21 protein-coding genes and 1 pseudogene are annotated in these 22,539 nt (G+C 29.6%); 18 read left to right on the top strand and 4 right to left on the bottom strand.

The genetic code is table 11. The features are described 5' to 3' along the window. Window positions 1–179: 179 nt before the first annotated feature. The 13 genes from WY13_RS07040 (at window position 180) to WY13_RS06980 (ending at window position 15,093) form a co-directional block, all read left to right on the top strand. Window positions 180–728 carry a PhzF family phenazine biosynthesis protein gene (locus tag WY13_RS07040; protein ID WP_063554985.1) on the top strand — a complete coding sequence of 183 codons (549 nt, stop codon included), beginning with the start codon at window positions 180–182 and terminating at the stop codon, window positions 726–728. 17 nt (window positions 729–745) lie between these two features. Beyond that, on the top strand, window positions 746–1,636 hold the full coding sequence (locus WY13_RS07035; protein ID WP_204377953.1) for a DMT family transporter: 891 nt from the start codon (window positions 746–748) through the stop codon (window positions 1,634–1,636). Between the two features lie 12 nt (window positions 1,637–1,648). After that, the gene (locus tag WY13_RS07030; protein ID WP_063554983.1) at window positions 1,649–2,581 is read left to right on the top strand and encodes a DUF1848 domain-containing protein; all 933 of its coding nucleotides are present in this window, start codon (window positions 1,649–1,651) and stop codon (window positions 2,579–2,581) included. A gap of 78 nt (window positions 2,582–2,659) precedes the next feature. Then, a complete protein-coding gene (locus WY13_RS07025; protein WP_063554982.1) occupies window positions 2,660–4,117 on the top strand; it encodes an HsdM family class I SAM-dependent methyltransferase in 1,458 nt (485 codons plus the stop codon). A 4-nt stretch (window positions 4,118–4,121) separates the two neighbouring features. Beyond that, window positions 4,122–5,267, top strand: a complete 1,146-nt coding sequence (locus WY13_RS07020) for a restriction endonuclease subunit S (RefSeq protein ID WP_063554981.1) — start codon at window positions 4,122–4,124, stop codon at window positions 5,265–5,267. Window positions 5,268–5,352: 85 nt separating this feature from the next. Further along, complete coding sequence (locus WY13_RS07015) at window positions 5,353–5,586, top strand: hypothetical protein (protein ID WP_063554980.1); 234 nt, start codon at window positions 5,353–5,355, stop codon at window positions 5,584–5,586. A 2-nt stretch (window positions 5,587–5,588) separates the two neighbouring features. Then, a complete protein-coding gene (locus tag WY13_RS07010; RefSeq protein ID WP_063554979.1) occupies window positions 5,589–6,119 on the top strand; it encodes a hypothetical protein in 531 nt (176 codons plus the stop codon). 92 nt (window positions 6,120–6,211) lie between these two features. Then, window positions 6,212–7,201, top strand: a complete 990-nt coding sequence (gene xerA / locus WY13_RS07005; protein WP_063554978.1) for a site-specific tyrosine recombinase/integron integrase — start codon at window positions 6,212–6,214, stop codon at window positions 7,199–7,201. An 18-nt stretch (window positions 7,202–7,219) separates the two neighbouring features. Continuing rightward, window positions 7,220–7,825: a restriction endonuclease subunit S gene (locus WY13_RS07000; protein ID WP_156498986.1), complete on the top strand. Its 606-nt coding sequence runs from the start codon at window positions 7,220–7,222 to the stop codon at window positions 7,823–7,825. Window positions 7,826–7,961: 136 nt separating this feature from the next. After that, window positions 7,962–11,312, top strand: a complete 3,351-nt coding sequence (locus WY13_RS06995) for a DEAD/DEAH box helicase family protein (protein ID WP_063554977.1) — start codon at window positions 7,962–7,964, stop codon at window positions 11,310–11,312. A 182-nt stretch (window positions 11,313–11,494) separates the two neighbouring features. After that, on the top strand, window positions 11,495–12,196 hold the full coding sequence (locus WY13_RS06990) for a response regulator transcription factor (protein WP_063554976.1): 702 nt from the start codon (window positions 11,495–11,497) through the stop codon (window positions 12,194–12,196). After that, the gene (locus tag WY13_RS06985; protein ID WP_242866350.1) at window positions 12,171–13,634 is read left to right on the top strand and encodes a sensor histidine kinase; all 1,464 of its coding nucleotides are present in this window, start codon (window positions 12,171–12,173) and stop codon (window positions 13,632–13,634) included. Before WY13_RS06990 ends, WY13_RS06985 begins: the two co-directional genes overlap by 26 nt. 85 nt (window positions 13,635–13,719) lie before the next feature. Continuing rightward, window positions 13,720–15,093: a hypothetical protein gene (locus tag WY13_RS06980; RefSeq protein WP_063554974.1), complete on the top strand. Its 1,374-nt coding sequence runs from the start codon at window positions 13,720–13,722 to the stop codon at window positions 15,091–15,093. Window positions 15,094–15,416: 323 nt separating this feature from the next. On the opposite strand, the gene WY13_RS22055 is transcribed toward WY13_RS06980, so the two are convergent. Together WY13_RS22055 and WY13_RS06970 are read right to left on the bottom strand one after the other, a co-directional pair. Beyond that, window positions 15,417–16,106, bottom strand: coding sequence for a flavin reductase (locus tag WY13_RS22055; protein WP_063554973.1), 690 nt, complete (start codon window positions 16,104–16,106; stop codon window positions 15,417–15,419). A gap of 65 nt (window positions 16,107–16,171) precedes the next feature. Further along, the gene (locus WY13_RS06970) at window positions 16,172–16,690 is read right to left on the bottom strand and encodes a ferritin (protein WP_063554972.1); all 519 of its coding nucleotides are present in this window, start codon (window positions 16,688–16,690) and stop codon (window positions 16,172–16,174) included. A 486-nt stretch (window positions 16,691–17,176) separates the two neighbouring features. Here WY13_RS06970 and WY13_RS06965 point away from each other — a divergent pair, with 486 nt between their 5' ends. Next, a complete protein-coding gene (locus tag WY13_RS06965) occupies window positions 17,177–17,374 on the top strand; it encodes a cold-shock protein (RefSeq protein WP_013238604.1) in 198 nt (65 codons plus the stop codon). A gap of 73 nt (window positions 17,375–17,447) precedes the next feature. On the opposite strand, the gene nudC is transcribed toward WY13_RS06965, so the two are convergent. After that, entirely contained in the window at window positions 17,448–18,269 is an 822-nt protein-coding gene (gene nudC, locus WY13_RS06960) for an NAD(+) diphosphatase (RefSeq protein WP_063554971.1), read from the bottom strand. 118 nt (window positions 18,270–18,387) lie between these two features. Between nudC and WY13_RS06955 the strand changes: the two are divergent. The 4 genes and pseudogenes from WY13_RS06955 to WY13_RS06940 all read left to right on the top strand — a co-directional run. Further along, window positions 18,388–18,873, top strand: a pseudogene (locus WY13_RS06955) (ABC transporter ATP-binding protein); the annotation flags it as partial. Between the two features lie 112 nt (window positions 18,874–18,985). After that, window positions 18,986–19,471, top strand: coding sequence for a flavodoxin family protein (locus WY13_RS06950; RefSeq protein ID WP_063554970.1), 486 nt, complete (start codon window positions 18,986–18,988; stop codon window positions 19,469–19,471). 202 nt (window positions 19,472–19,673) lie between these two features. Beyond that, window positions 19,674–19,871: a cold-shock protein gene (locus WY13_RS06945; protein WP_013238612.1), complete on the top strand. Its 198-nt coding sequence runs from the start codon at window positions 19,674–19,676 to the stop codon at window positions 19,869–19,871. Between the two features lie 175 nt (window positions 19,872–20,046). Then, complete coding sequence (locus WY13_RS06940; protein WP_063554969.1) at window positions 20,047–21,303, top strand: DEAD/DEAH box helicase; 1,257 nt, start codon at window positions 20,047–20,049, stop codon at window positions 21,301–21,303. A gap of 56 nt (window positions 21,304–21,359) precedes the next feature. Here the strand turns inward: WY13_RS06940 and WY13_RS06935 are convergent, their stop codons facing one another. Then, complete coding sequence (locus WY13_RS06935; protein ID WP_063554968.1) at window positions 21,360–22,538, bottom strand: PLP-dependent aminotransferase family protein; 1,179 nt, start codon at window positions 22,536–22,538, stop codon at window positions 21,360–21,362. Between the last annotated feature and the right edge of the window lies 1 nt (window position 22,539).

Raw genomic sequence — 22,539 nt, 5'->3', positions numbered from 1 at the left:
AGATGTCATTGCAAGTAGATAATATATGGTAGATTAATGAATCAATAAGAAATATATTTTTAACACAACAAATTTATGCAGTTCTCTTTTCATTTGTAAGTAAAGTTTGAAAATTTGATAGTTCAATTTACAAGAAGTTAGTATAGTAATATAATATTATTCAAAAGGGGTCTAAGTATATGAAATATTATGTTGTTGATGCTTTTACAGATGAAGTATTTAAGGGGAATCCGGCAGGGGTATGTGTATTAGATAAATGGCTGCAGGAGGATGTAATGCAAAAAATTGCAGCAGAGAACAATTTGTCAGAAACAGCTTTTGTAGTTAAAGGTAAAAATGAGTATGAACTAAGGTGGTTTACGCCAAAGGCAGAAATAGATTTATGCGGACACGCTACACTGGGGACTTCCTGTGTTGTTTCCAATTATGTAGATGTTGGAACAGATAAAATGATATTTCATACTGTAAGTGGAATACTTGAAGTCAATCGTAAAAGTGATTTTGTATCCCGCTGTTTTTATCCAAAGTCTGGTGTAAATGAAGATCCTGTAACGGGTTCTGCACACAGTAATTTAATACCCTTTTGGTCAAAAAGATTGAATAAAGATAAGATGATAGCAAAACAGCTGTCAAAACGTGGCGGAACATTATATTGTGAACTTTGTGGTGACAGGGTTAAAATAAGTGGAAGAGCTTCAATATATATGATAGGAAATATTAACATATAGTTATGAGGAGATAAATGATGAAAAATGCAAAGATAAAACTTATAGTTGCAATGCTCATATTCGGCAGCGTTGGGCTGTTTGTTAAAAATATAGACTTGTCTTCCAGCATGATTGCATTGGTAAGGGGAATAATAGGAAGTATCTTTTTATTTACAGCAAGTTACATAACAAGACAAAATATATCCTGGAAAGCCATTAAATCTAATTTGATTCCATTAATAATATCTGGAGCTGCTATAGGTGTTAATTGGATTTTTTTATTTCAAGCATATAAGTATACCACCGTATCAAAAGCTACTTTGTGTTATTATTTTGCTCCTGTAATTGTTATGTTTTTGTCTCCATTTATATTGAAGGAAAAATTAAATGCAGTTAAGATTATGTGTATCATAGGTGCCATGGCAGGTATGTTTTTAATAGTGGGAGCTGGAAATAGTGCGGCAGAAAACAACCAATTGCTAGGTATTATATATGGTCTTGCAGCAGCAGCTCTCTATGCTAGTGTGATTATAATAAATAAATTTATAAAAAATTTATCAGGTATGGAAAGCGGTATGGTACAACTTACTGCAGCTGCAGTAGTTCTACTGCCTTATGTACTTGTTACGGAAAAAGTACCACTTTCACAGTTAGGTTTTAAGTCCATTGTACTTCTTTTGATTGTGGGAATCATACATACGGGAATAGCTTATCTTTTGTATTTTTCTGCCATATTAAAGCTTAAAGGGCAGACAATAGCAATATTCAGCTATATTGATCCCATATCGGCAATAGTTATGTCAAGTGTATTTTTAGGAGAAAGAATGACATTGATACAGGTACTAGGTGGCATTCTCATATTGGGGACAACTTTTATCAATGAGTTATCAGGAAAAAAATCAGATAAAAAGGAATATATGTTGGATTAGAAGGATAGTTTTATGATATTAAGTGCAAGCAGAAGAACAGATATACTGGCTTTTTATAGTGATTGGTTTTTCAATAGAATAAAGGAAGGATTTGTATTAGTAAAAAATCCATTTAACTTAAAACAAGTGAGTAAAGTGAGTTTAAATCCAAAAGTAATAGATTGTATAGTATTTTGGACTAAAAATCCTAAAAAAATGACAAAGAGATTGGCCGAAATTAAAGAATACAACTATTATTTTCAATTCACTTTAAATTCATATGACAAGACATTGGAGACAAACGTTCCAGAGAAAAAGTATTTGATAAATACATTTATAGAATTATCAAAACGAATTGGTAAGGATAGAGTTATATGGAGGTATGATCCCATAATATTAACTGATAAGTTTACAAAAGGTTACCATTATAAGTGGTTTGAGTATCTTGCAAAAAGATTGTGCCCATATACAAATAAGTGTGTTATCAGCTTTTTAGATTTATACAGGAAAACTGAGCGTAATTTAAAAGAAATAAACATTTTACCAATAGATAAGGATGATATGTTTGATCTAGCAGAGAAGTTTTCAAAGATAGCTTCTAAATATAATGTGGCTATTGAAGCTTGTTCGGAAAAAGTAGATCTGTCAAAATTCAATATTAATCATGGTAAATGTATAGATGACAGGTTGATTTCTAGGATAGTTGGTGAGAAGCTATCTATAGATAAAGATCCAAATCAAAGGGAAGTTTGTGGATGTGTAAAGAGCATTGATATAGGAGCTTATAATACATGTAATCATGGTTGTTTATACTGCTATGCAAATTTCAATAGAGATGATGTTCAAAAGAATTTATTGAAATATAATAAAAAGTCTCCTTTGCTGATTGGTGAATTATATGGAGATGAAAAGATTATAGATAGGAAGATGAAATCATATAAAAATGATCAATTATCTTTCTTATAGAAAATAGGATTATGATATAATTGTATTGATGTAAGTTGATACAATTATTTTTATTTACATATGAAGAGGAGAAATGAAATGATTACAGGTGAATTAAAAAGTAAAATAGATAGAATTTGGGAGACATTTTGGACTGGCGGCATAACTAATCCATTAGAAGTTATAGAACAATTTACATATTTTTTATTTATAAAAGACTTAGATGATAATGAAAAGTCGGCTGAAAGTGATGCAGAATTACTCGGCATACCTTTTGAAGGAATGTTTCCAGATGATAAACAGTATTTGAGATGGAGCAAGTTTAAAAATGAAGAAGCAGGAGAAATGTACAGGATAGTATCAGAAGAAGTTTTTCCTTTTATAAAAAACATACATGAAGATGAGACATCTGCATACTCAAAGTATATGTCAGATGCCATGTTTAAAATACCAACTCCACTTATGTTGTCTAAGATAGTTGATGCTATAGATAAACTTGAAATGGATGATAAGGAAGTTAAGGGAGACCTTTATGAATATTTACTATCTAAAATAGCAACGGCAGGCACAAATGGTCAGTTTAGAACACCAAGACACATAATAAAAATGATGGCGGAATTAATGAAACCAACACCAGAAGATACCATAGTAGACCCGGCTATGGGAACAGCAGGTTTTTTAGTTGGAGCAGAAGAATATTTAAGAGAAAAGCATAGTGATTTATTTTTAGTACAAGCTTTAAAGGAACATTTTAATAATAAGATGTTTAACGGATTTGATATGGACAGAACCATGCTTAGAATTGGTGCTATGAATATGATGCTTCATGGAGTGGACAACCCTAACATTGAGTATAGAGATTCTCTTTCAGAAACAAATAAAGACAGTGAAAAGTATACTTTAGTAATGGCAAATCCTCCTTTTAAGGGCAGTTTAGACTATGAAGCTGTATCAGCAGATCTTTTAAAAGTTAGCAAAACAAAGAAAACAGAGTTATTGTTTTTAGCATTGTTTTTGAGAATTTTGAAGATAGGAGGCAGGTGTGCTTCCATTGTTCCAGATGGAGTATTGTTTGGTTCTACCAAGGGGCACAAGGATATTAGACGTGAAATAGTTGATAATAATAAGCTTGATGCTATTATATCCATGCCAAGTGGAATGTTTAAACCTTATGCAGGAGTATCAACAGCTATTATAATTTTTACTAAAACCGGTACAGGGGGAACAGATAAGGTTTGGTTTTATGATATGAAAGCAGATGGTTTCTCTTTAGACGATAAGAGAAATCCTATTGAAGACAATGATATACCAGATATAGTAGCAAGATTTAACAATTTAGAAGGTGAAAAGGATAGAAAGAGAACAGATCAAAGTTTTTTTGTGCCAGTAGAAGAGATAAGAAAAAATGGATATGATCTTTCTATTAATAAATACAAGGAAATTGAATATGAAGAAGTACATTATGATCCTCCTAAGGTTATTTTAGAGAGAGTTAAAAAGCTTGAAAAAGAGATAACCAAAGGTATAGATGAATTAGAAAGAATGATAGAGGGATAAATTTATGGATAAAATTAAACTAAGTGAAATAGCAACAATAATAATGGGGCAATCACCAAATTCAGATACTTATAATGAAAACGGAGAAGGAATACCATTTTTCCAAGGTAAGTCGGATTTTGGAAAAGTTAATCCTTCTGTTAGAATGTATTGTAACAATCCAATTAAGATCGCAGAAAAATATGATATTTTAATGTCAGTAAGGGCACCAGTTGGTGATGTTAATATAGCAGATAGAATTTGTTGTATAGGGAGAGGACTATGTGCAATAAGAATTACCAAAAACAATAACTACAAGTATATATATTATTATTTAACTACAGTAAAAAAAGAATTGGATTTATTATCAACAGGAAGTACATTTAAATCTATAAATAAATCTATACTAAAAAATATAGATGTGAAAATTTCAAATTTGAAAGTTCAAACAAAAATAGTAGAAGTATTAGACCAAGCTCAATCATTAATAGACAAAAGAAAAGCTCAAATAGAAGCTTTGGATGAATTAGTTAAATCGAGATTTATCGAGATGTTTGGAAACTTAAATACTAATACGAACAATTTTGAAATTGTTAATTTAGAAACACTTACAGATAAAATTACAGATGGTGTTCATTCTAAACCAGAGTATACATCAGAAGGGGTACCATTTATTTCAGTAAAAGATATTAACAGTGGAAAGTTGAAGTTTGAAAATTGTAAATATATTTCAGAAGAAGCTCACAATGGCTACGTGAAAAGATGCAGACCCGAAAAAGGAGATATTTTATATACTAAAGTAGGTGCCACTTATGGAATTCCAGCAATAGTAGATACTGATGAAGAGTTTAGTCTATATGTTAGTGTAGCTTTGTTGAAGTTGAAGAAGGAAATAGTAAATCCTATTTATATAAAAGAAGCTATGAGAAGTATTGATGTTAAAAGGCAAGCAGACAGACAAGTTAAGGGTATTGGAGTTCCAGATTTACATTTAGTAGAAATTAAAAAATTTAAGGTTTTTAATCCACCAATAGAGCTTCAAAACCAATTTGCAAACTTCGTTAACCAAGTCGATAAATTGAAATTTGAAATGGAGAAGAGCTTAAAAGAATTAGAGGACAACTTTAATTCATTAATGCAGAGAGCTTTTAATGGAGAATTATTTAATTGAATATATTATTTTAAATATTAGAATAAACTTTGTAATATTAAGGTACAATCAAGTATGTGGGTATATTAGAAAGGTGTGATTATGAGTGAGTAAAGATCAATATAATAAGATAATTAATAATGCTAAGGATACATTAGATAAAAATATTTTTGACAAAATATCAGAATTTAAATATAACGAAGTTGATGGTTATCAGGTTATACAGGTTTATGTTAAATCAAACATAAAAGCAAAAGAAATGGGAGAAATTCTTACTAATATTGAAGACTATGCCAAAGAGTGTGGGTTTGATATTTTAGTTGATTTCTTAAGAGGATAACAATGGAAGATATAATTGAAAGATTTACATTAGAGTGTAGAACAAATAAATCAGGAAAGTTCAAAAGGTTTAAGCCCAATACAATAAAAAAAGAAAATTATAAATTTTGGAAAGCTGATTCTAATGTCATGCTTAGAGATGCTATACTTGCTAATAAAATAGGGATATCTTATCCAAGACAGTTAGAGATGATACATGGAACTATTGAAAGAATACTAAAGTCGTTTGTTATTAAAAAATATGGAATAGAGCTATTGGTACATGAAACAAGAGTTATTTATGATTCTATTAAATCTGATTTTCATTTTGAAATTAGTAAAGAAGATTATTTTGCACTAAAGTTATTAGATAACAACTTCATACTATACAGATACCCTAGTAAGGATAGATTTTATAGTGAAGATATGATTGATATGGCCTTTCAAGTTTTAGTAAACATAAATAGTTTAGTTGAAGAAGCTTTAAATTTAAGTAATAGAGCTAAACGTGTTATAAAAGAAGTTGAGGATAAACTAAGCTTTGATAAGGAATAAGATTAAATACAAGTATGATTTTTCATAAAATAGCATAATAATACAGTTAATGGCAATATACCATAATATATTAAAGTTTAGGAGCTGAAATTATGGTAGAAAAACTTATTATTGAAATTGAACAGGAAATGATAAATTTACTTGATAATATGCAAATGGAAGAACTTCACAAGGTTTTACTGAAAAAGTTCCAGGGGTTAGTTTTTTCAGATGAAGCTAATAATAAAAATTTAGAAAATGAAAAAATAGATTATTGTATCATGTTTATTTGTGCAAAGAGAGTAGAAGGATGTTCAGAAAAATCTATTAAATATTATAAGTCAACAATAAGCAATGTGTTAAAAGTGTTGGATAAACCAGTCAAGCATATTACTACAGAGGATTTAAGAGGATATTTAGCAGAATATTATAAAAAAAGTAATTGCACTAAGGTAAGTATTGATAATATTAGAAGAATTTTATCAACATTTTTCTCTTGGCTTGAGGATGAAAACTATATTTTGAAAAGTCCAGTAAGACGAATTCATAAAATAAAAACTGGAAAGATTGTGAAAGAAATATATACAGATGAGAATTTGGAAGTAATGCGAGATAATTGTAAGGAAATTCGTGATCTTGCAATTATAGATTTGTTAAATTCTACCGGTATGCGTGTTGGAGAGTTGGTAAAATTAAATATTGCTGATATAGATTTTAATGAGAGAGAATGTATTGTTGAAGGAAAAGGTGATAAGCAAAGAAAAGTTTATTTTGATGCAAAAACTAAAATACATTTACAAAATTACATTAAAAGTAGAGAAGATAATAATAAAGCATTGTTTGTATCACTAATACAGCCACATAATAGGTTAAATATTAGCGGTGTTGAAATTAGAATGAGAAATTTAGGAAAAAAGCTTAACATTAATAAAGTGCATCCACATAAATTTAGAAGGACACTTGCAACAAGAGCCATTGATAAGGGAATGCCTATAGAGCAGGTGCAGCATCTTTTAGGACATCAAAAGATTGATACAACACTTCAATATGCAATGGTAAATCAAAATAATGTTAAGATTTCACATAGAAAGTATATTGGATAATGCTTTGTATAAATTTTAGTGCCTAAAGTCAAATCGAGATTTATCGAGATGTTTGGAAGCCCTAAGGTAAATCCTAATAATTATCAAGTAATAAAATTACATGATGTTATTGAGTATATAGGTGATATTGGTTCTAATGGAGCTAATGCAGTGATTTCGGCAAATTTAAAAATGAGTGACACAGAAAATTATGCATTAATGGTTAGAACTTTAAACTTTACGTCAAATGACTTTTTAAATAATGTAAAATATGTTTCGAAAGATGTTTATGAGTTTTTTAAGAAATCTAAGGTATATGGTGGAGAAATTATATTTAATAAGATAGGAAGTGCAGGTATTAATTTTATTATGCCTAATTTAAATAGACCAGTTTCATTGGGGTTAAATCAAATAATGTTACGTACAAATGAAAAGATAAATACAATGTTTTTATTTAACTTATTAAATACTGATTACGGAAAGCATCAAATTTCTATAAGAGTACAAGGAGCTGTTACAAAAAGTATTACTAAAGGTGCGATAAAAGAAATACCTATATTTTTGCCACCAATAGAGCTTCAAAACCAATTTGCAGATTTTGTTAAACAAGTCGATAAATTGAAATTTGAAATGGAAAGCAAATGAAAATATAAGTATCAAATATAAAGCTACTTAGAATGGAAATATAATACAATTAGAACTATCATTAATTTAGGCAATTTAACTATAGAAATCTATGATAAAAAGTAAATAGCAGATTAATTAGGGGGAAGGGATAGTTTTGTGTGCCAACTTTGAATTTTTGAAGTTTAAAAAAGAATTTAATAGTTTTTCAAGTGCATGTATTGAAGCGGAAAATAGTATACTCATAAGTCCGGCAACTTGTGCTATATTAAGCAGGCGTGCTTTGGAACTTGCTGTTAAGTGGGTATATAGTTTTGATCAAGATTTGAAGTTGCCTTATCAAGATAACATAAGCAGTTTAATTCATAATAATAGTTTTTTAGAGCTTGTTGACAGAGGAATGCTTCCCATGCTCAAATTTGTTGTAAAGCTTGGAAATGTAGCAGTTCATACTAATAAAAATATAGCGAGAGAAGAGGCAATTCTTTCATTACATAATTTATATCAGTTTATTAATTGGATTGATTACTGCTATGGAAATGATTATAAAGAAAAGAAGTTTGATGAAACTTCTCTTTACAAGGGTGAAGAAAAAAGAGTAAGACCAGAAGAACTTAATAATTTATATGAAAAGTTGAGTTCAAAGGATAGGAAACTTGAGGAAATTATAAAGGAAAATGCAGATCTTAGAAAAGAGATAACTCAAAAGAGAAAAGAAAATACGGAAAATTATGATTTCAATATAGATGAAATAAGTGAGTTTAAGACAAGAAAGATTTACATAGATGTAGAACTTAAACTTGCTGGTTGGGACTTTAAGAAAGATATAGGTGAAGAAGTAGAACTTTTTGGTATGCCTAGTAGTACACAAAAAGGTTATGCAGATTATGTTTTATACGGTGATAATGGAAAAGCTCTTGCAGTAGTTGAAGCAAAGAAAACAAGCAGAGATCCTAAAGTCGGGCGTGAACAGGCTAAATTGTATGCTGACTGTTTGGAAAAACAATATAATGTACGACCAGTTATTTTCTTTACAAATGGATTTGAGACTTATATTTGGGATGATTATGAGGGCTTTTCTGAAAGGCAAATCTATGGATTCTTTAAAAAAGATGAATTGCAGCTTATGGTTGACAGGAGAACCCAAAAGAAAAGCCTCAGAGACATTAATATAAAAGATGAAATTTCTAACAGATATTATCAAAAGGAAGCTATAATTGCATGCTGCGAGGACATGGAAAAAAGAAAGCGAAAACTTTTATTGGTTATGGCAACTGGTACAGGTAAAACAAGAACAGCCATATCTTTAGTAGATGTGTTAAGTAGGCATAACTGGATAAAGAATATACTATTTTTAGCAGACAGGAAAGCTCTTGTTAATCAGGCTAAAAAGAACTTTTCAAAACTCCTTCCAGATCTTTCACTTTGTAATTTATTGGATAGCAAGGACAATCCAGAGGATTCAAGAATGATTTTTTCAACATATCCAACAATAATGAATGCCATTGATGATACAAAAGGGAAAAATGGCGAAAGGTTATTTACTTGCGGGCACTTCGATTTAATTATCGTAGATGAATCACATAGAAGTATTTATAAAAAATACAAAGCTATATTTGATTATTTTGATGCATATTTAATAGGACTTACAGCCACTCCAAAAGATGAAGTGGACAAGAATACATATGCTGTTTTCGATATGGAAAATGGTGTTCCAACTTATGCTTATGAATTTAAAAAAGCAGTCTGTGATAAATTCCTTGTAAATTATGAAACATTGGAATTTAAATCTAAGATAATGGAAGATGGAATTAAATATGATGAATTGTCTGATGAAGAAAAGGAAGAATATGAGGAAGAATTTGAAACGGATGAAAATGTAGGAAAAGAGATAAGTAGTACTGCTATTAATGAGTGGCTTTTTAATGCAGATACAATAGATTTGGTTTTAAATAGGCTTATGGAAAATGGATTAAGAATTGAGGGAAATGAAACTATAGGTAAAACTATAATTTTTGCTAAAAGCCATAAGCATGCAGAAGCAATTAAAGAAAGATTTGACAAATTGTACCCGGGATTTGGATGCAATTATGCAAAGGTCATAGATAACAAAATCAATTATGCACAAAGTTTAATTGACGATTTCTCTGATAAAGACAAGCTACCACAAATAGCAATAAGTGTTGACATGCTTGATACAGGTATTGATATTCCAGAAATTTTAAATCTTGTTTTCTTTAAAAAGGTAAGATCTAAGACTAAATTCTGGCAGATGATAGGTAGAGGTACAAGACTTTGCGAAGATTTATTAGGTATTGGACAAAATAAGAAAAAGTTTTTGATATTTGATTTCTGTAATAATTTTGAATTTTTCAGAATGAGTCCAAATGGTTTTGAAGGCAACTTAGGACAGAGTTTAAGTGAAAGAATATTTAACTTAAAGGTTGATTTAATAAAAGAGCTTCAAGATTTTAAGTATTCTGAAGAAGAATATGTAAATCACAGAAGTGAATTACTGAAAGATGTACTTGAACATATAAATAGTTTAAATGAAGATAATTTCATGGTAAAAATGAACTTGAAATACGTTCAAAAGTATAAAAATAAAGATAAGTGGCAGGGACTTGGAGTAATTGATACAATTGATATTAAGAAATATATATCTTCACTTATAAAGGAATTAAATGATGATGAACTTTCAAAAAGATTTGATATACTCATGTATACTATTGAGCTTGCTGGTTTGCAAGGAAATAATGCAACAAGGCCAATAAAAAGTGTTATAAAAACGGCTGAAAGTTTATCAAGACTTGGAACTATACCAGAAGTTAAGGAAAAGAAATATATTATAGATGAAGTTAGAACAACTGAATTTTGGGAAAATGCTAATTTATTTAAGCTAGATGAAGTTAGAGAGGCATTAAGAGATCTTATAAAGTACATTGAAAAAGTTAATCAAAAAATTTATTATACCCACTTTGAAGATATGGTAATAAAAGAGGAATCTCATGCTGCAATGTATAATACAAATAACTTAAAAAATTATAAGAAGAAAGTCGAATACTATCTTAAAGAACATGAAAATGAGCTTGCTATATATAAACTTAAAAATAATAAAAAGCTTACTAAAAAAGATTTAGAAACCCTTGAATTTATTATGTGGAAAGAGCTTGGTACAAAGCAAGATTATGAAAAAGAATTTGGAGATATGCCAGTTAATAAGCTTGTTAGAAAAATAGTTGGTCTAGATAGAAATGCGGCAAGTGAAGTATTTTCTGAGTTCTTAAATGATGAAAGCTTAAATACTAAGCAAATACATTTTGTAAAACTAATAATTGATTATGTAGTTAAAAATGGGTTTATTGATGACAACAGAGTTCTTATGGAAGATCCATTTAGAACTGTTGGAAATCTTTCTACGCTGTTTAAAGATAATATGAATGATGCTAAAAGAATAATGAGTAAGGTAGCTGAAATTAAAACTAATGCCGAAATAGTTGTTTCATAAAATTAAAAGCTATAAGGCAGCATATAACTGATATGATAACCAATGTTATAGATTTGCATAAGTCATGCCTTTGTGCGTGACTTTTTTGTATTTAAATATAGAAATTTATATTCTAAATAAACATCTACTTTATGTTATAATTTCACTGTATAAGGACGATAATTTGAGCGGAGGAATAAAAAGTGAATGAAAAAATACTTTTAGTAGATGATGAAAAGAGCATCTTAGATGTGCTGACCTATGCATTAAAAAGAGAAGGATATTTAGTAGAAAGAGCTTATGATGGAGAGGAAGCACTTCATAAAGTAGATATTTTTAATCCACAGATAGTAATTTTAGATTTAATGCTCCCTGTAATAAATGGATATGATGTTTGTAAAAAGTTAGAAAACAAAAACATTGGGATCATCATGCTTACAGCAAAAGAAGATATTGTGGACAAGATACTTGGTCTTGAACTTGGAGCGGATGATTATATGACAAAACCCTTTGACATAAGGGAACTTCTTGCAAGAATCAAGTCACTTGTAAGGAGACTTAATAAAGCTGTTGATGAGAAAAAGGATAGTGGTGTCATAAAAATAAATAATCTTATTATTAATAAAAAAAAGAGAACTGTAAGTATAAAAAATGTTTTGGTAGAGCTTACACCTATGGAATTTGACCTGCTGTATTTACTCCTTTCAAATCCAGGCATAGTATACTCCAGGGAACAGCTTTTAAATATAATATGGAATATGGATTATGTTGGAGGAACACGAACTGTAGATACACACATCCAAAGGGTAAGAAAAAAGTTAGGTCATAGTTATCAAGATTTAATACAAACCGTTTATGGTATTGGATATAAAGGGGGTGATGAGTTATTTGAAGGTGGGAATTAAATTTAAGCTCATATCTTTTACAGCTTCACTTTTATTGATTGTAATATCATTTTTAAGTTTGTTGGTACTCAGTGGAATAAAAAGTTATCAAAATAAGGAAACACAGGCCATTTTATTTAAACAAAAGGATATGTTCGAAGAATACTTTAGTGAACGCATGAGTTTAAATAAAAATGCTAATTATGATGACAGCTTAGCTAGAGGTAGTATTTTTAATAAAGCATGGCTGAGAACTATACCGGCAAATATATATAACACAAAAGGTGAACTCCTTTCAGGGTTTAAGACAGATGCAAAGCTAAATGAAAATAATGAGAAAAAAATTATGATAGACTATGCAATCAAAGGCAAAGTATCTTATAGAGAAATTAACGATGTGATATATTTTTATTCACCCATTAAATATAAGGGAAATACAGCAGCAATTTTAGAATTGGAATATTCAATTAGAGAAAATAAATTATTTTATAGTGATATAGAAAAATTGTTTTATGGTATAGGTTTTTTGGCTCTGGTGCTTGGTATATTTGTAGGAATCTTTTATTTTTCTAGGCTAACTAGGGATATATATGAAATGAAAAATTCAGTAGAAAGCATTCAAAAGGGTGAATTTAGTAAAGTACATAAGGTAAATCGAAATGATGAATTGGGAGAGTTGAGCAGCGGTCTTATATTTATGAGTAATACTATAGAACAAAATATTGAGGAACTTCAAGTTGAAAGGGATTCTTTAAGTAGGGCCGTAGATAAACTAAAAAAAATGGATAAGCAACAAAAAGAGTTTATAGGAAATGTAACTCATGAATTCAAGACTCCAATTACTAGTATAAAGGCCTATGCAGATGTGATTGGAATGTACACGGATGATTTAAAATTAATTGAAGAAGGTACTTTGAGTATATCAAAAGAATGTGACAGGCTTTCCAGCATGGTAGATAATATACTGAGCCTATCTGCCCTTGAAAAATATGATTTTGAAATTGAAAAAAATGAAGTTAATTTAAAGGAAGTATTGAATGAAATATGTAAAGCAATGATGGCAAAAGTGAAGAAAAATAATTTGATTTTAAAATATGATGCAGAGGATATTGTTGTTAATTTAGATGAAGATAGCTTAAAGCATATTTTAATTAATTTAATTGATAATGCCATAAAATACAATAGACCAGGTGGCAGTATATATATTGAGTGTTATAAAAATGATAAAGACAAGATAACTATAAGTGTTAAAGATACTGGTATAGGTATGAGTGAAGAAGTACTTTCCAAAATTTTTGAACCCTTTTATAGAGCTGACAAACACAGGAGTCGTGAAACAGGAGGAGCTGGACTTGGATTAGCTTTAGTTAAAAAGCTAGTTGAAAAACAAGGAGGAACCATAAAGGTAAATTCTAAATTAAATGAAGGTACTACTTTTTGTGTTGAATTTTCCACATAAAGTTTACAAGATTGTGACATCTATTTATAATTTTGTGAACAAGTTTTGATAAGATGGAATTATCAAGAAAAAGGAGGAAAGTTCAATGTTGAGTAAAAAAGTATTATCTATGATTTTGGCTGTAGGATTTATTGGAGGCGTAAGTGCAATTCAATTAACTCATCATGCAATTGCCAAATCTACACAGGACATAAAAGTAACAGCATATAAACCTTCTGCTAAAGTTAATGAAAATGGATATCAAATTGACAAATATGAAAATATTGAAAGTGCTGCATGGATTAATGAAAATGAAGTGTTGACTTTAACTAGAAAAAGTGAATTTAAAAATGCCGATTCCACTAGAATGATAAGATATTGCAGCATTTATAATTTGAATACAAAAAGTTCTAAAGATTTTAAAAACGCAAATATAGATGAATTTTTAGGAATATCGCCAGATAATAAATTTGTTCTTTATGCAGAAGCAAGGAGTATTCCAAAAGTCGAAAGCCAGGAATGGAAAAATGATCTTGCTTCAGGAAATTTACTCCATAAAAATGTAAAATTGTTAAATTTGTCTACAGGTCAAATTACGGATGTAAATACGGAAAAGTTAAACAGTGATGCTCAGTTTATATGGGTAAGTAAGGATAAGATTTTAGCAAATTATTTTAATCATTGGGCAGTAATTGATACAACTGGAAAAGTATATGCTGATGGAAGTTACAATGGTGGAGAACATGATGATGCATGGATATCTGGTGTAGATGATATTAAAGATTTAGGAAGCAGTGTAGAAGGTAAATTTTATTATACTCAAGGTAAGAATGGAAAAGAAGGAGTAAAAGTATGCTCCATGGACGTTAAGACTAAAGAGATAAAGGATATTTACACCAATAAATATTCTTTGCATGCAGATAAAAAGGGAAAGACAATTATAATGGACAACTATAATAACAATGGTAAACCAGTTGATGGTGGGGCAGTTAATGGAATAGTTTATGTAAACAGAACTTTTGGAGCACTTGTTATGAATGAATCCGGAAAGGTACTTCAAGATATTAAACTTCCTAAAGGTAGAATAAGCTCTGGATTACCTACTTCTGACTATATACTATCACCTGATGGAAGTAAAGCTGCTTATGTGGAGAGTAATAATGAAATTAGTCGTCAGATAGGTTCGGATAATAAGGATCTTGACATATCCATTAAGGTTATAGATATTAAAACAGGTAATATAAAGGAAATAGTAAAAGCGGCCAGCTTAAAGGATAAAAATCAGGGAAATAATTATCTTACAATTAAAATTAAAGATAAAAATGGCAATATTAAAGAAAAGAAGATTGCAAGAGTGCCTTGTATTTCAAACATTTGTTGGGATAGTACAAGTACTGCACTATCATTTACTTATGGAAGTTCTGCAGATCCATTTAATAAAGACAACATAAATACTTATATAGTTACTTTTGATAAATAACCTCTTTATAAATAAACTTTCGCACATATAAAATTTTAGCCTAATATAAAAATATTGCGAAGCAAAGCTTCACAAGTTAAGAATTAATAATGAAAAATTAATAGTGAAGGATGATTTTTAGCTATCGCAAAAAATCTTTAAATTTATATAAATCAGCAATGTTTTGCTTTAGCAAAACGAGTAGTAAAAAGCTTAATCAAAGATTTTTTGCAATGTAACAGAAAAAATCCACATTAACTATTAATTCTTCATTCTTAACTATTAATTAAAAAAATTGCTTCGCATTATTTTTAAACTGTGAAAATTAAGCTATAATTGTGGATTTATACAATTTGTTTAAAGCTATCCTTAGTAACCCCACATATTGGACAAGTCCAATCATCTGGTATGTTTTCAAATGGAGTACCAGCTGGAATTCCTGAGTCAGGATCTCCAACAGCTGGATCGTAAATGTATCCACATACTGCACATTCATATTTTCCTATATTTTCTGAAGCTCCATTTTTATTTTGTTGAATATTTGCTTCAACCTTAGGTGAGATTCCACGTTTTATATCCTGATAATATTTATAGGTGATTTGTTCTACATCGTTGAACAGTTCTGCATTTAGTACTTTACAGATAAATATTGTATGAGTTAAAACATCAATTTCTTTTTCAACTTTTAATTCAAAATAGGATGATGTGTTGTCTAATATTATAGGGACACCACTTTCCATTGTTTTAAATGATACTCCTTCAAATTTATCAATGTCTCTTCCTGATTTAAATCCAAATTTGCCTATGAATTCAATAGGAGTTTCTATGGATAGGGCAGATACACCTATCAATTTACTTCTTTGTATATAATCATGGGTAAGATTTTTCTTGTTTATGCTCACTGCGAGAATAGCAGGATTTGATGTTATTTGAAAAACTGTATTTGCAATTTGAGCATTTTTTCTTCCCTCCGAAATAGAGCTTACAATGTATAACCCATAACTTAATTTGTAAAAAGCTTTATTATCAATCATAAATTTATATACTTACATGTAAGATTATGTAAGTAATCCCCCTCCCTTATATATTTTAAAAATTATTAGTTGGCATTTGCATTTACAGGTGGTACAAAAGTTCTTGATTGAAGTTCTGTATCTAGCATGTAAAGTGCTGCAGAATTACCACTTATTTTATCCAACTTTTTAACTAGCTTATTAAAAGTATCTTCTTCCTCAATTTGCTCATCTATAAACCACTTGAGTAAACTTGCTGTGGCATGTTCTTTTTCTTCAGTGGCAAGATCCATTAAATTGTAAATTCTTGCAGTAACTTTTTTTTCATGTGCTAGTGCTTTTTTGAAAGCATCATTTATTGAATCATAATTGTTATCAGGTGAATCTATAGATCCAATGAGTATTCGGGCATTTGTTCTTTTTAGAAAATCGTAAAATTTTGTTATATGGTAGTTTTCTTCTTCAATTTGTACTTTAAAGAAGTTTGAAAATCCATCCAGATCTAATGAATCACAGTAAGCCTGCATGGAAAAGTATATATTTGCCGAGTACATTTCATAGTTTATCTGATCATTTATAGCTTTTATAAGTTTATCACTTAACATAGTATAAGTTTCCTTCCTTCTATAGTTTAAATTAAATCATAATTTAGTATAAATTATATAAAATAAAATTATACAATTTTCCTTGAGATCTCAAAAGTTAGGACTGTGAAGATATTAGATATTAAAATAAAATTATTATTATTTAATATCTAATATTAGAATATCACATTTAATATAAATTTTCAATATTTATATTAAATGTGATATTTCTTATATATATTAACATTTAAAATATTATGTAAATTAAAATTAATGTAAACAATAAATTTTTGACAATTATACATAATAAGTTTTTTTACTGCCATACTAAATTTGTAATTAGTCTAAGAATTTTCTAACACAACCTTAGTATAATATTAAAAGTTTAAATAGAATTTAAAAATAGGCTAATAGTAATTTATTATAAAATCAACTACATATGGAGATTTTATTAGTGAGTTATTATGATAAATTTAAGAATAATAAAATTTGGGAGGTACACATTATATGAATGGTACAGTAAAATGGTTTAATGGAGAAAAGGGATTTGGATTTATCACAGGAGAAGACGGAAAAGATGTTTTTGCACATTTTTCTCAAATAAATTCAAATGGTTACAAGTCACTCGATGAAGGTCAGAAAGTTTCTTATGATGTAGTTGAAGGACCAAAAGGACTTCAAGCAGAGAATATTACTACTATTTAGTTAATCAAATTTACCCCTTAAATAATCATCTTATTTGAGGGGCTTTTAGTTATCTAAAAATATGTGATGCCTATTACTGATTTCTTTTAGAAAATTCATTAATTAAACTTCTTGCAATAGTGAATTTTTTAGGTATGTTAGGAAAATTATCTTTTGTAAACCAATCAGCTTGTTTTATTTCACTTCCATCAGCTTTTATCTGGCCGGATTCATATTCTGCAAAAAATCCTATCATTAAGGAATTTGGAAATGGCCATGGAGAGCTCCTGTAATATTCAATATTTTTTACTTTTATACCAACTTCTTCAAAAATCTCTCTTTTTACAGCACTGTTTAAGTCTTCTCCAGCTTCCACAAAGCCGGCAATTAAGCCGTACATATTGTCTTTAAATCCATTGTTATGTGCAAGAAGTATCTTATCACCCTTAGTAACTGCAACTATTATGGCTGGACAAATTACAGGATACATTATGTAATTACAGTTTGGACAAATTTTAGCCATTTCATCTTTTTTATTTTCTGTTTTAGATCCACATTTACCACAGAATCTATGAGTCTTATCCCAATTCATTATTTGACTAGCCCGTCCTGATATTAAAAAGGATTGTTCATCAAGTAGAGAACCAAGGTCGTACAAGTCCATTAAGTTAAAATTAATTGGTAAATTCAATTCAGAAGTTGATTCAATGGCAAAACAAGATTTTTCTCCAATCTTTCCTAAAAAAAATTCAGTCCCATACTCAATATTTAGCAATTTAATATTGTCAAAAGTGGGAATAACTAAAGTAGTTCCATCTTTTTTTACCAACAGCTTTCCATTAGAAAACACACAGCATAAATCATTGGATTTGCTCTTTTTAAAAGTATCAGATAATATTTTTAAATTATTATTCATGTGAAGTAAGTCCTTTCATACTATTTATATAATAAGCAATTATTTTTTATTATACCACCTAATTTGACACATATGGTGATTATTTACCTTTCTTATTTTAAATTTTTAAAGCATAATCCTAGTTGAAAATATAGATAGGTGCAATTCTGGGAAAATAGTAGTAAATAAAATTGAAGTCACAAAGTTAAATGACGATGAACTTACGGATTATAGAAGAAATTATGTAGGATTCATATTTCAGTTTTACAACTTGATACAAAACTTAACTGTTCTTGAAAATGTAGAAGTGGTTTCAAATATAAGCAAGACACCTTTAAAGACAGATGAAATATTAAAAGCAGTAGGGATGTTTGATAAAAGATATAGATTTCCAAAAGAGTTGAGTGGAGGAGAGCAGCAGAGGGTTTCAATCGCAAGGGCAGTAGTTAAAAACCCAAAGCTTCTTTTATGTGATGAACCAACTGGAGCATTAGATTTTTTAACATCTAGAGAGATATTGAAACTTTTACAGAAAGTAAATGAAGATTTTAAAACAACCATACTTATGATAACTCATAATACAGCAATAAGTCATATGGCCCACAGAATTTACAAAATTAAAAATTGGCGATCATATTACTTTCTACAAAAATATTTTGTAGAATTTTATAAATTTTTCATAATAAGTTATACTATAATAATGGTAATTGGAAATATTAAAAAGGGAGTGATTTTTTATGCAAGGTAAGATTTTAGTTGTGTACTACTCACTTGAGGGAAACACAAGACTTATAGCTGAAACTATTTCAAAAGAGATATCCGGTGACATTTTAGAAATAAAGCCTAAAAGAAGTATAGATCCACACAGCAAAATAAGGTACTTCATAGGTGGAAAGCAAGCTATGACTAAGGAAAAACCAGAGATTTTACCCTATGATATAAATCCTGAGGATTATGATGTTTTATTCATTGGAACTCCAGTTTGGGCATGGACTTTTTCACCTGCCATAAGGAGTTTTTTGGCCAATACAAATTTGAAAGGTAAGAAGATAGCTTTATTTAGCTGCAATGGTGGGGGCAATGGAAAAACTTTTGAAAATATGAAAGAGCAGCTTGAAGGTAACGAATTCCTAGGGGAAATTGAATTTAAAGATCCTCTTAAAAATGATACGGAACAAAATATAGAAAGAGCTAAAAAGTGGTCTAACAGTATTTGCAAATAGTAATTTAATATATTTAACATAAATAACTTGCTTTATATAATAAACTGTGTTATTCTTAACAAGAACTTAAATTAATAGTTAATAATTAAACACAAATATATTTCAATTAGTACTTAGCGATATAGTATGTTGATATGGAAATTTTATTAGTGAGTTATTGCGATGAATTTAAGAATAATAAAATTTCGGAGGTACACATCATATGAATGGTACAGTAAAATGGTTTAATGGAGAAAAAGGATTTGGATTTATTACAGGAGAAGATGGAAAAGATATTTTTGCACATTTTTCTCAAATAAATTCAGATGGATATAAAACACTTGAAGAAGGTCAAAAAGTTTCTTATGACGAAGGTCAAGGACAAAAGGGACCTCAAGCAGAAAATATTACTGTTCTCTAATTAATGAATTTTACCCCTTGAATAGTTATTCTATTTGAGGGGTTTTTAGTTGTCTATAATTAGACTTTACAACAAGATAACAGTAGACATCTATTAGATAAAAAATAATAAAAAAGACAGTTAGTTTTATTGAATTTAATAATATAAAATTGGCAGTTACTTATAAGGGAGAAAAATGTTGTTTCAAAAATTAAATATTATTGACCCTATTTTAAAAGCTCTAAAAGACGAAGGATATGTTAACCCTACCCCTATACAGGAACAATCTATTCCAGTTATACTTGAAGGAAATGATTTTGAGGGATGTGCCCAGACGGGTACAGGAAAAACAGCAGCTTTTGCTATACCTATATTGCAACTTATTTATAGTAAACAAAGAGCTCAAAGTGGGTCTTCAAATATTAAAGCCTTAGTATTAGCTCCAACTAGAGAATTAGCTATCCAGATTGGAGAAAACTTTACTTCCTATGGAAAATACACGAGGCTAAAGAACACTGTTATTTTTGGGGGAGTTTCACAAAAATCTCAGACAGATGCATTAATGGCGGGAGTAGATATTTTAATTGCCACACCTGGTAGACTACTAGATCTAGTGCAACAAAAATATGTAAATCTACAGCATATAAAGTTTCTTGTACTTGATGAGGCAGATAGAATGCTTGATATGGGAATGGGGCATGATGTAAAAAGAATCATAGCAAAACTTCCTAAGGACAGGCAGACGATGGTGTTTTCTGCTACTATGCCTCAGAAAATTTTAAAATTAATAGATTCTATTCTTATAAAACCAGTAAAGGTAGAAGTGACTCCTGTTTCATCTACTATTGACACTATTAAGCAGGCAGTGTATTTTGTTCAAAAAAGAAATAAGAAATCTTTGCTTATTCACCTGTTAAAGGATGAATCTTTTGAATCCGTTCTTGTATTTTCTAGAACAAAACATGGTGCAAATAAAATAACTGGAGATCTTGTTAAAGCGGGCATAGAGGCTCAAGCTATTCATGGAAACAAGTCACAGAATGCAAGACAACTTGCTTTAAGTAACTTTAAGGAAAAGAAAATAAGAGTTTTAGTAGCAACGGATATAGCTGCAAGAGGTATTGATGTAGAAAAAGTATCTCACGTAATAAACTTTGACTTACCGGATGTACCGGAAACCTATGTTCATAGAATCGGACGTACTGGAAGGGCAGGATCAGATGGAGTTGCACTTTCATTTTGTGATAGGGAAGAAAAACAGCTTTTAACAGATATTGAAAAAGTTATATCAAAGTCAATACCAGTGATTAAAGATCATCCTTATGCTATGAGTAATTCAGATATGATTGTAAGTGCTTCAGGTATAGTGAAAAGTAAGAATGTTAAAAAGAAAGTATCTGATGGAAAAAGCCGCAAAAGCAGTTATTTTAGGAGAAATAAAAAGAGAAGTTAAGTTAAAAATGGAAGTTAGGTGGAGTTTAAAACTCCACCTAATGCCAAAAACTATATTTATTTTTTGAGCACTTCTCCTAATCTTTTAATTCCTTCTATAATCCTATTATCTGGCATATTTGAATAATTTAATCTAAAGGAATTTTTGAAATTAGCATTTGGAAAAAAAGATTCTCCAGCTACAAATGCCACATTGTTTTTTATTGCTTTAGTAAAGATATCTGAAGCATCCATATTTGAAGGAAGTTGAATCCATATGAAAAGTCCGCCATCAGGAAGAGTATGTTTTATATCTTTAGGAAAATACTTTTCTATACACTGTATCATAAGTTCTCTCCTGTGTCTGTATACTTCTTTGATTTTTTGTATATGTTCTTCTATATCATACATTTCCATATATTTTGCAGTAATCATTTGTGCGAATATATCAGTATGCAAATCTGCACTTTGCTTAAAAGGAACATATTTTTGAATAATACTCTTATCTGCACATATCCAGCCAAGTCTCAAGCCAGGAGCAAATATCTTTGAAAAAGTACTTAAGTAAATTACTCTTCCTTCAGTATCAAAATGCTTTACTGGTGGAAGTTCTTCTCCAGCAAATCTTATTGCACCATAGGGGTTATCTTCTATTATTACTATATCAAATTTATTTGCTATTTCTATCAGCTTTTTTCTCCTTTCAAGACTCATAGTTCTTCCAGTTGGATTTTGAAAATCTGGTATGGTGTAGATAAATTTTGCATTAGGATTATCCTTAAGGGCCTTTTCAAGATCTTCCATAATCATTCCTTCTTCATCCATAGGGATTTCTTTAAAGTTTGGAAGGTAGGTTTTAAAAGCACTGATAGCTGCAAGGTAAGTTGGACTTTCACAAATTATAGTGTCTCCCTCATCTATAAATACCTTTCCTGAAAGGTCTAAAGCCTGCTGGGAACCTGTAGTAACTATTATATTATCCAAAGATGTATTTATGCTTAGTGTCTCCATTCTCTTACAGATAGCTTCCCTTAAGGGAATATATCCTTCAGTAGTACTGTATTGAAGGGATGCTTCACCGCATTCAGTTAAAACTTCTGTGCATACGTTTTTTAATTCATTAACAGGAAAAAGTTCTGGAGCTGGCAGACCTCCTGCAAAAGATATTATTTCAGGCCTTTCTGTAACTTTTAAAATTTCACGTATTTCTGAAGGCCTAACAAAATTATTTCTTTTTGAAAATTTAGTATAATTCATA

The organism is Clostridium ljungdahlii (assembly GCF_001636845.1).
Taxonomy (GTDB): Bacteria; Bacillota; Clostridia; order Clostridiales; family Clostridiaceae; genus Clostridium_B; species Clostridium_B ljungdahlii_A.
The sequence above is the reverse complement of the archived record's forward strand: the minus strand, read 5'-3'. Positions and strand labels throughout refer to the sequence as shown.

Coding starts and splice junctions, on each gene's coding strand:
- WY13_RS06945 (WP_013238612.1), top strand. CDS start 19,674: ATGAATGGTACAGTAAAATGGTTTAATGGAGAAAAAGGATTTGGATTT.
- WY13_RS07020 (WP_063554981.1), top strand. CDS start 4,122: ATGGATAAAATTAAACTAAGTGAAATAGCAACAATAATAATGGGGCAA.
- WY13_RS07040 (WP_063554985.1), top strand. CDS start 180: ATGAAATATTATGTTGTTGATGCTTTTACAGATGAAGTATTTAAGGGG.
- WY13_RS06985 (WP_242866350.1), top strand. CDS start 12,171: ATGAGTTATTTGAAGGTGGGAATTAAATTTAAGCTCATATCTTTTACA.
- WY13_RS06965 (WP_013238604.1), top strand. CDS start 17,177: ATGAATGGTACAGTAAAATGGTTTAATGGAGAAAAGGGATTTGGATTT.
- WY13_RS07025 (WP_063554982.1), top strand. CDS start 2,660: ATGATTACAGGTGAATTAAAAAGTAAAATAGATAGAATTTGGGAGACA.
- WY13_RS06970 (WP_063554972.1), bottom strand. CDS start 16,690: ATGTTAAGTGATAAACTTATAAAAGCTATAAATGATCAGATAAACTAT.
- WY13_RS07030 (WP_063554983.1), top strand. CDS start 1,649: ATGATATTAAGTGCAAGCAGAAGAACAGATATACTGGCTTTTTATAGT.
- WY13_RS07010 (WP_063554979.1), top strand. CDS start 5,589: ATGGAAGATATAATTGAAAGATTTACATTAGAGTGTAGAACAAATAAA.
- WY13_RS06950 (WP_063554970.1), top strand. CDS start 18,986: ATGCAAGGTAAGATTTTAGTTGTGTACTACTCACTTGAGGGAAACACA.
- WY13_RS06935 (WP_063554968.1), bottom strand. CDS start 22,538: ATGAATTATACTAAATTTTCAAAAAGAAATAATTTTGTTAGGCCTTCA.
- WY13_RS06940 (WP_063554969.1), top strand. CDS start 20,047: ATGTTGTTTCAAAAATTAAATATTATTGACCCTATTTTAAAAGCTCTA.
- WY13_RS07035 (WP_204377953.1), top strand. CDS start 746: ATGAAAAATGCAAAGATAAAACTTATAGTTGCAATGCTCATATTCGGC.
- WY13_RS22055 (WP_063554973.1), bottom strand. CDS start 16,106: ATGATTGATAATAAAGCTTTTTACAAATTAAGTTATGGGTTATACATT.
- nudC (WP_063554971.1), bottom strand. CDS start 18,269: ATGAATAATAATTTAAAAATATTATCTGATACTTTTAAAAAGAGCAAA.
- xerA (WP_063554978.1), top strand. CDS start 6,212: ATGGTAGAAAAACTTATTATTGAAATTGAACAGGAAATGATAAATTTA.
- WY13_RS06980 (WP_063554974.1), top strand. CDS start 13,720: ATGTTGAGTAAAAAAGTATTATCTATGATTTTGGCTGTAGGATTTATT.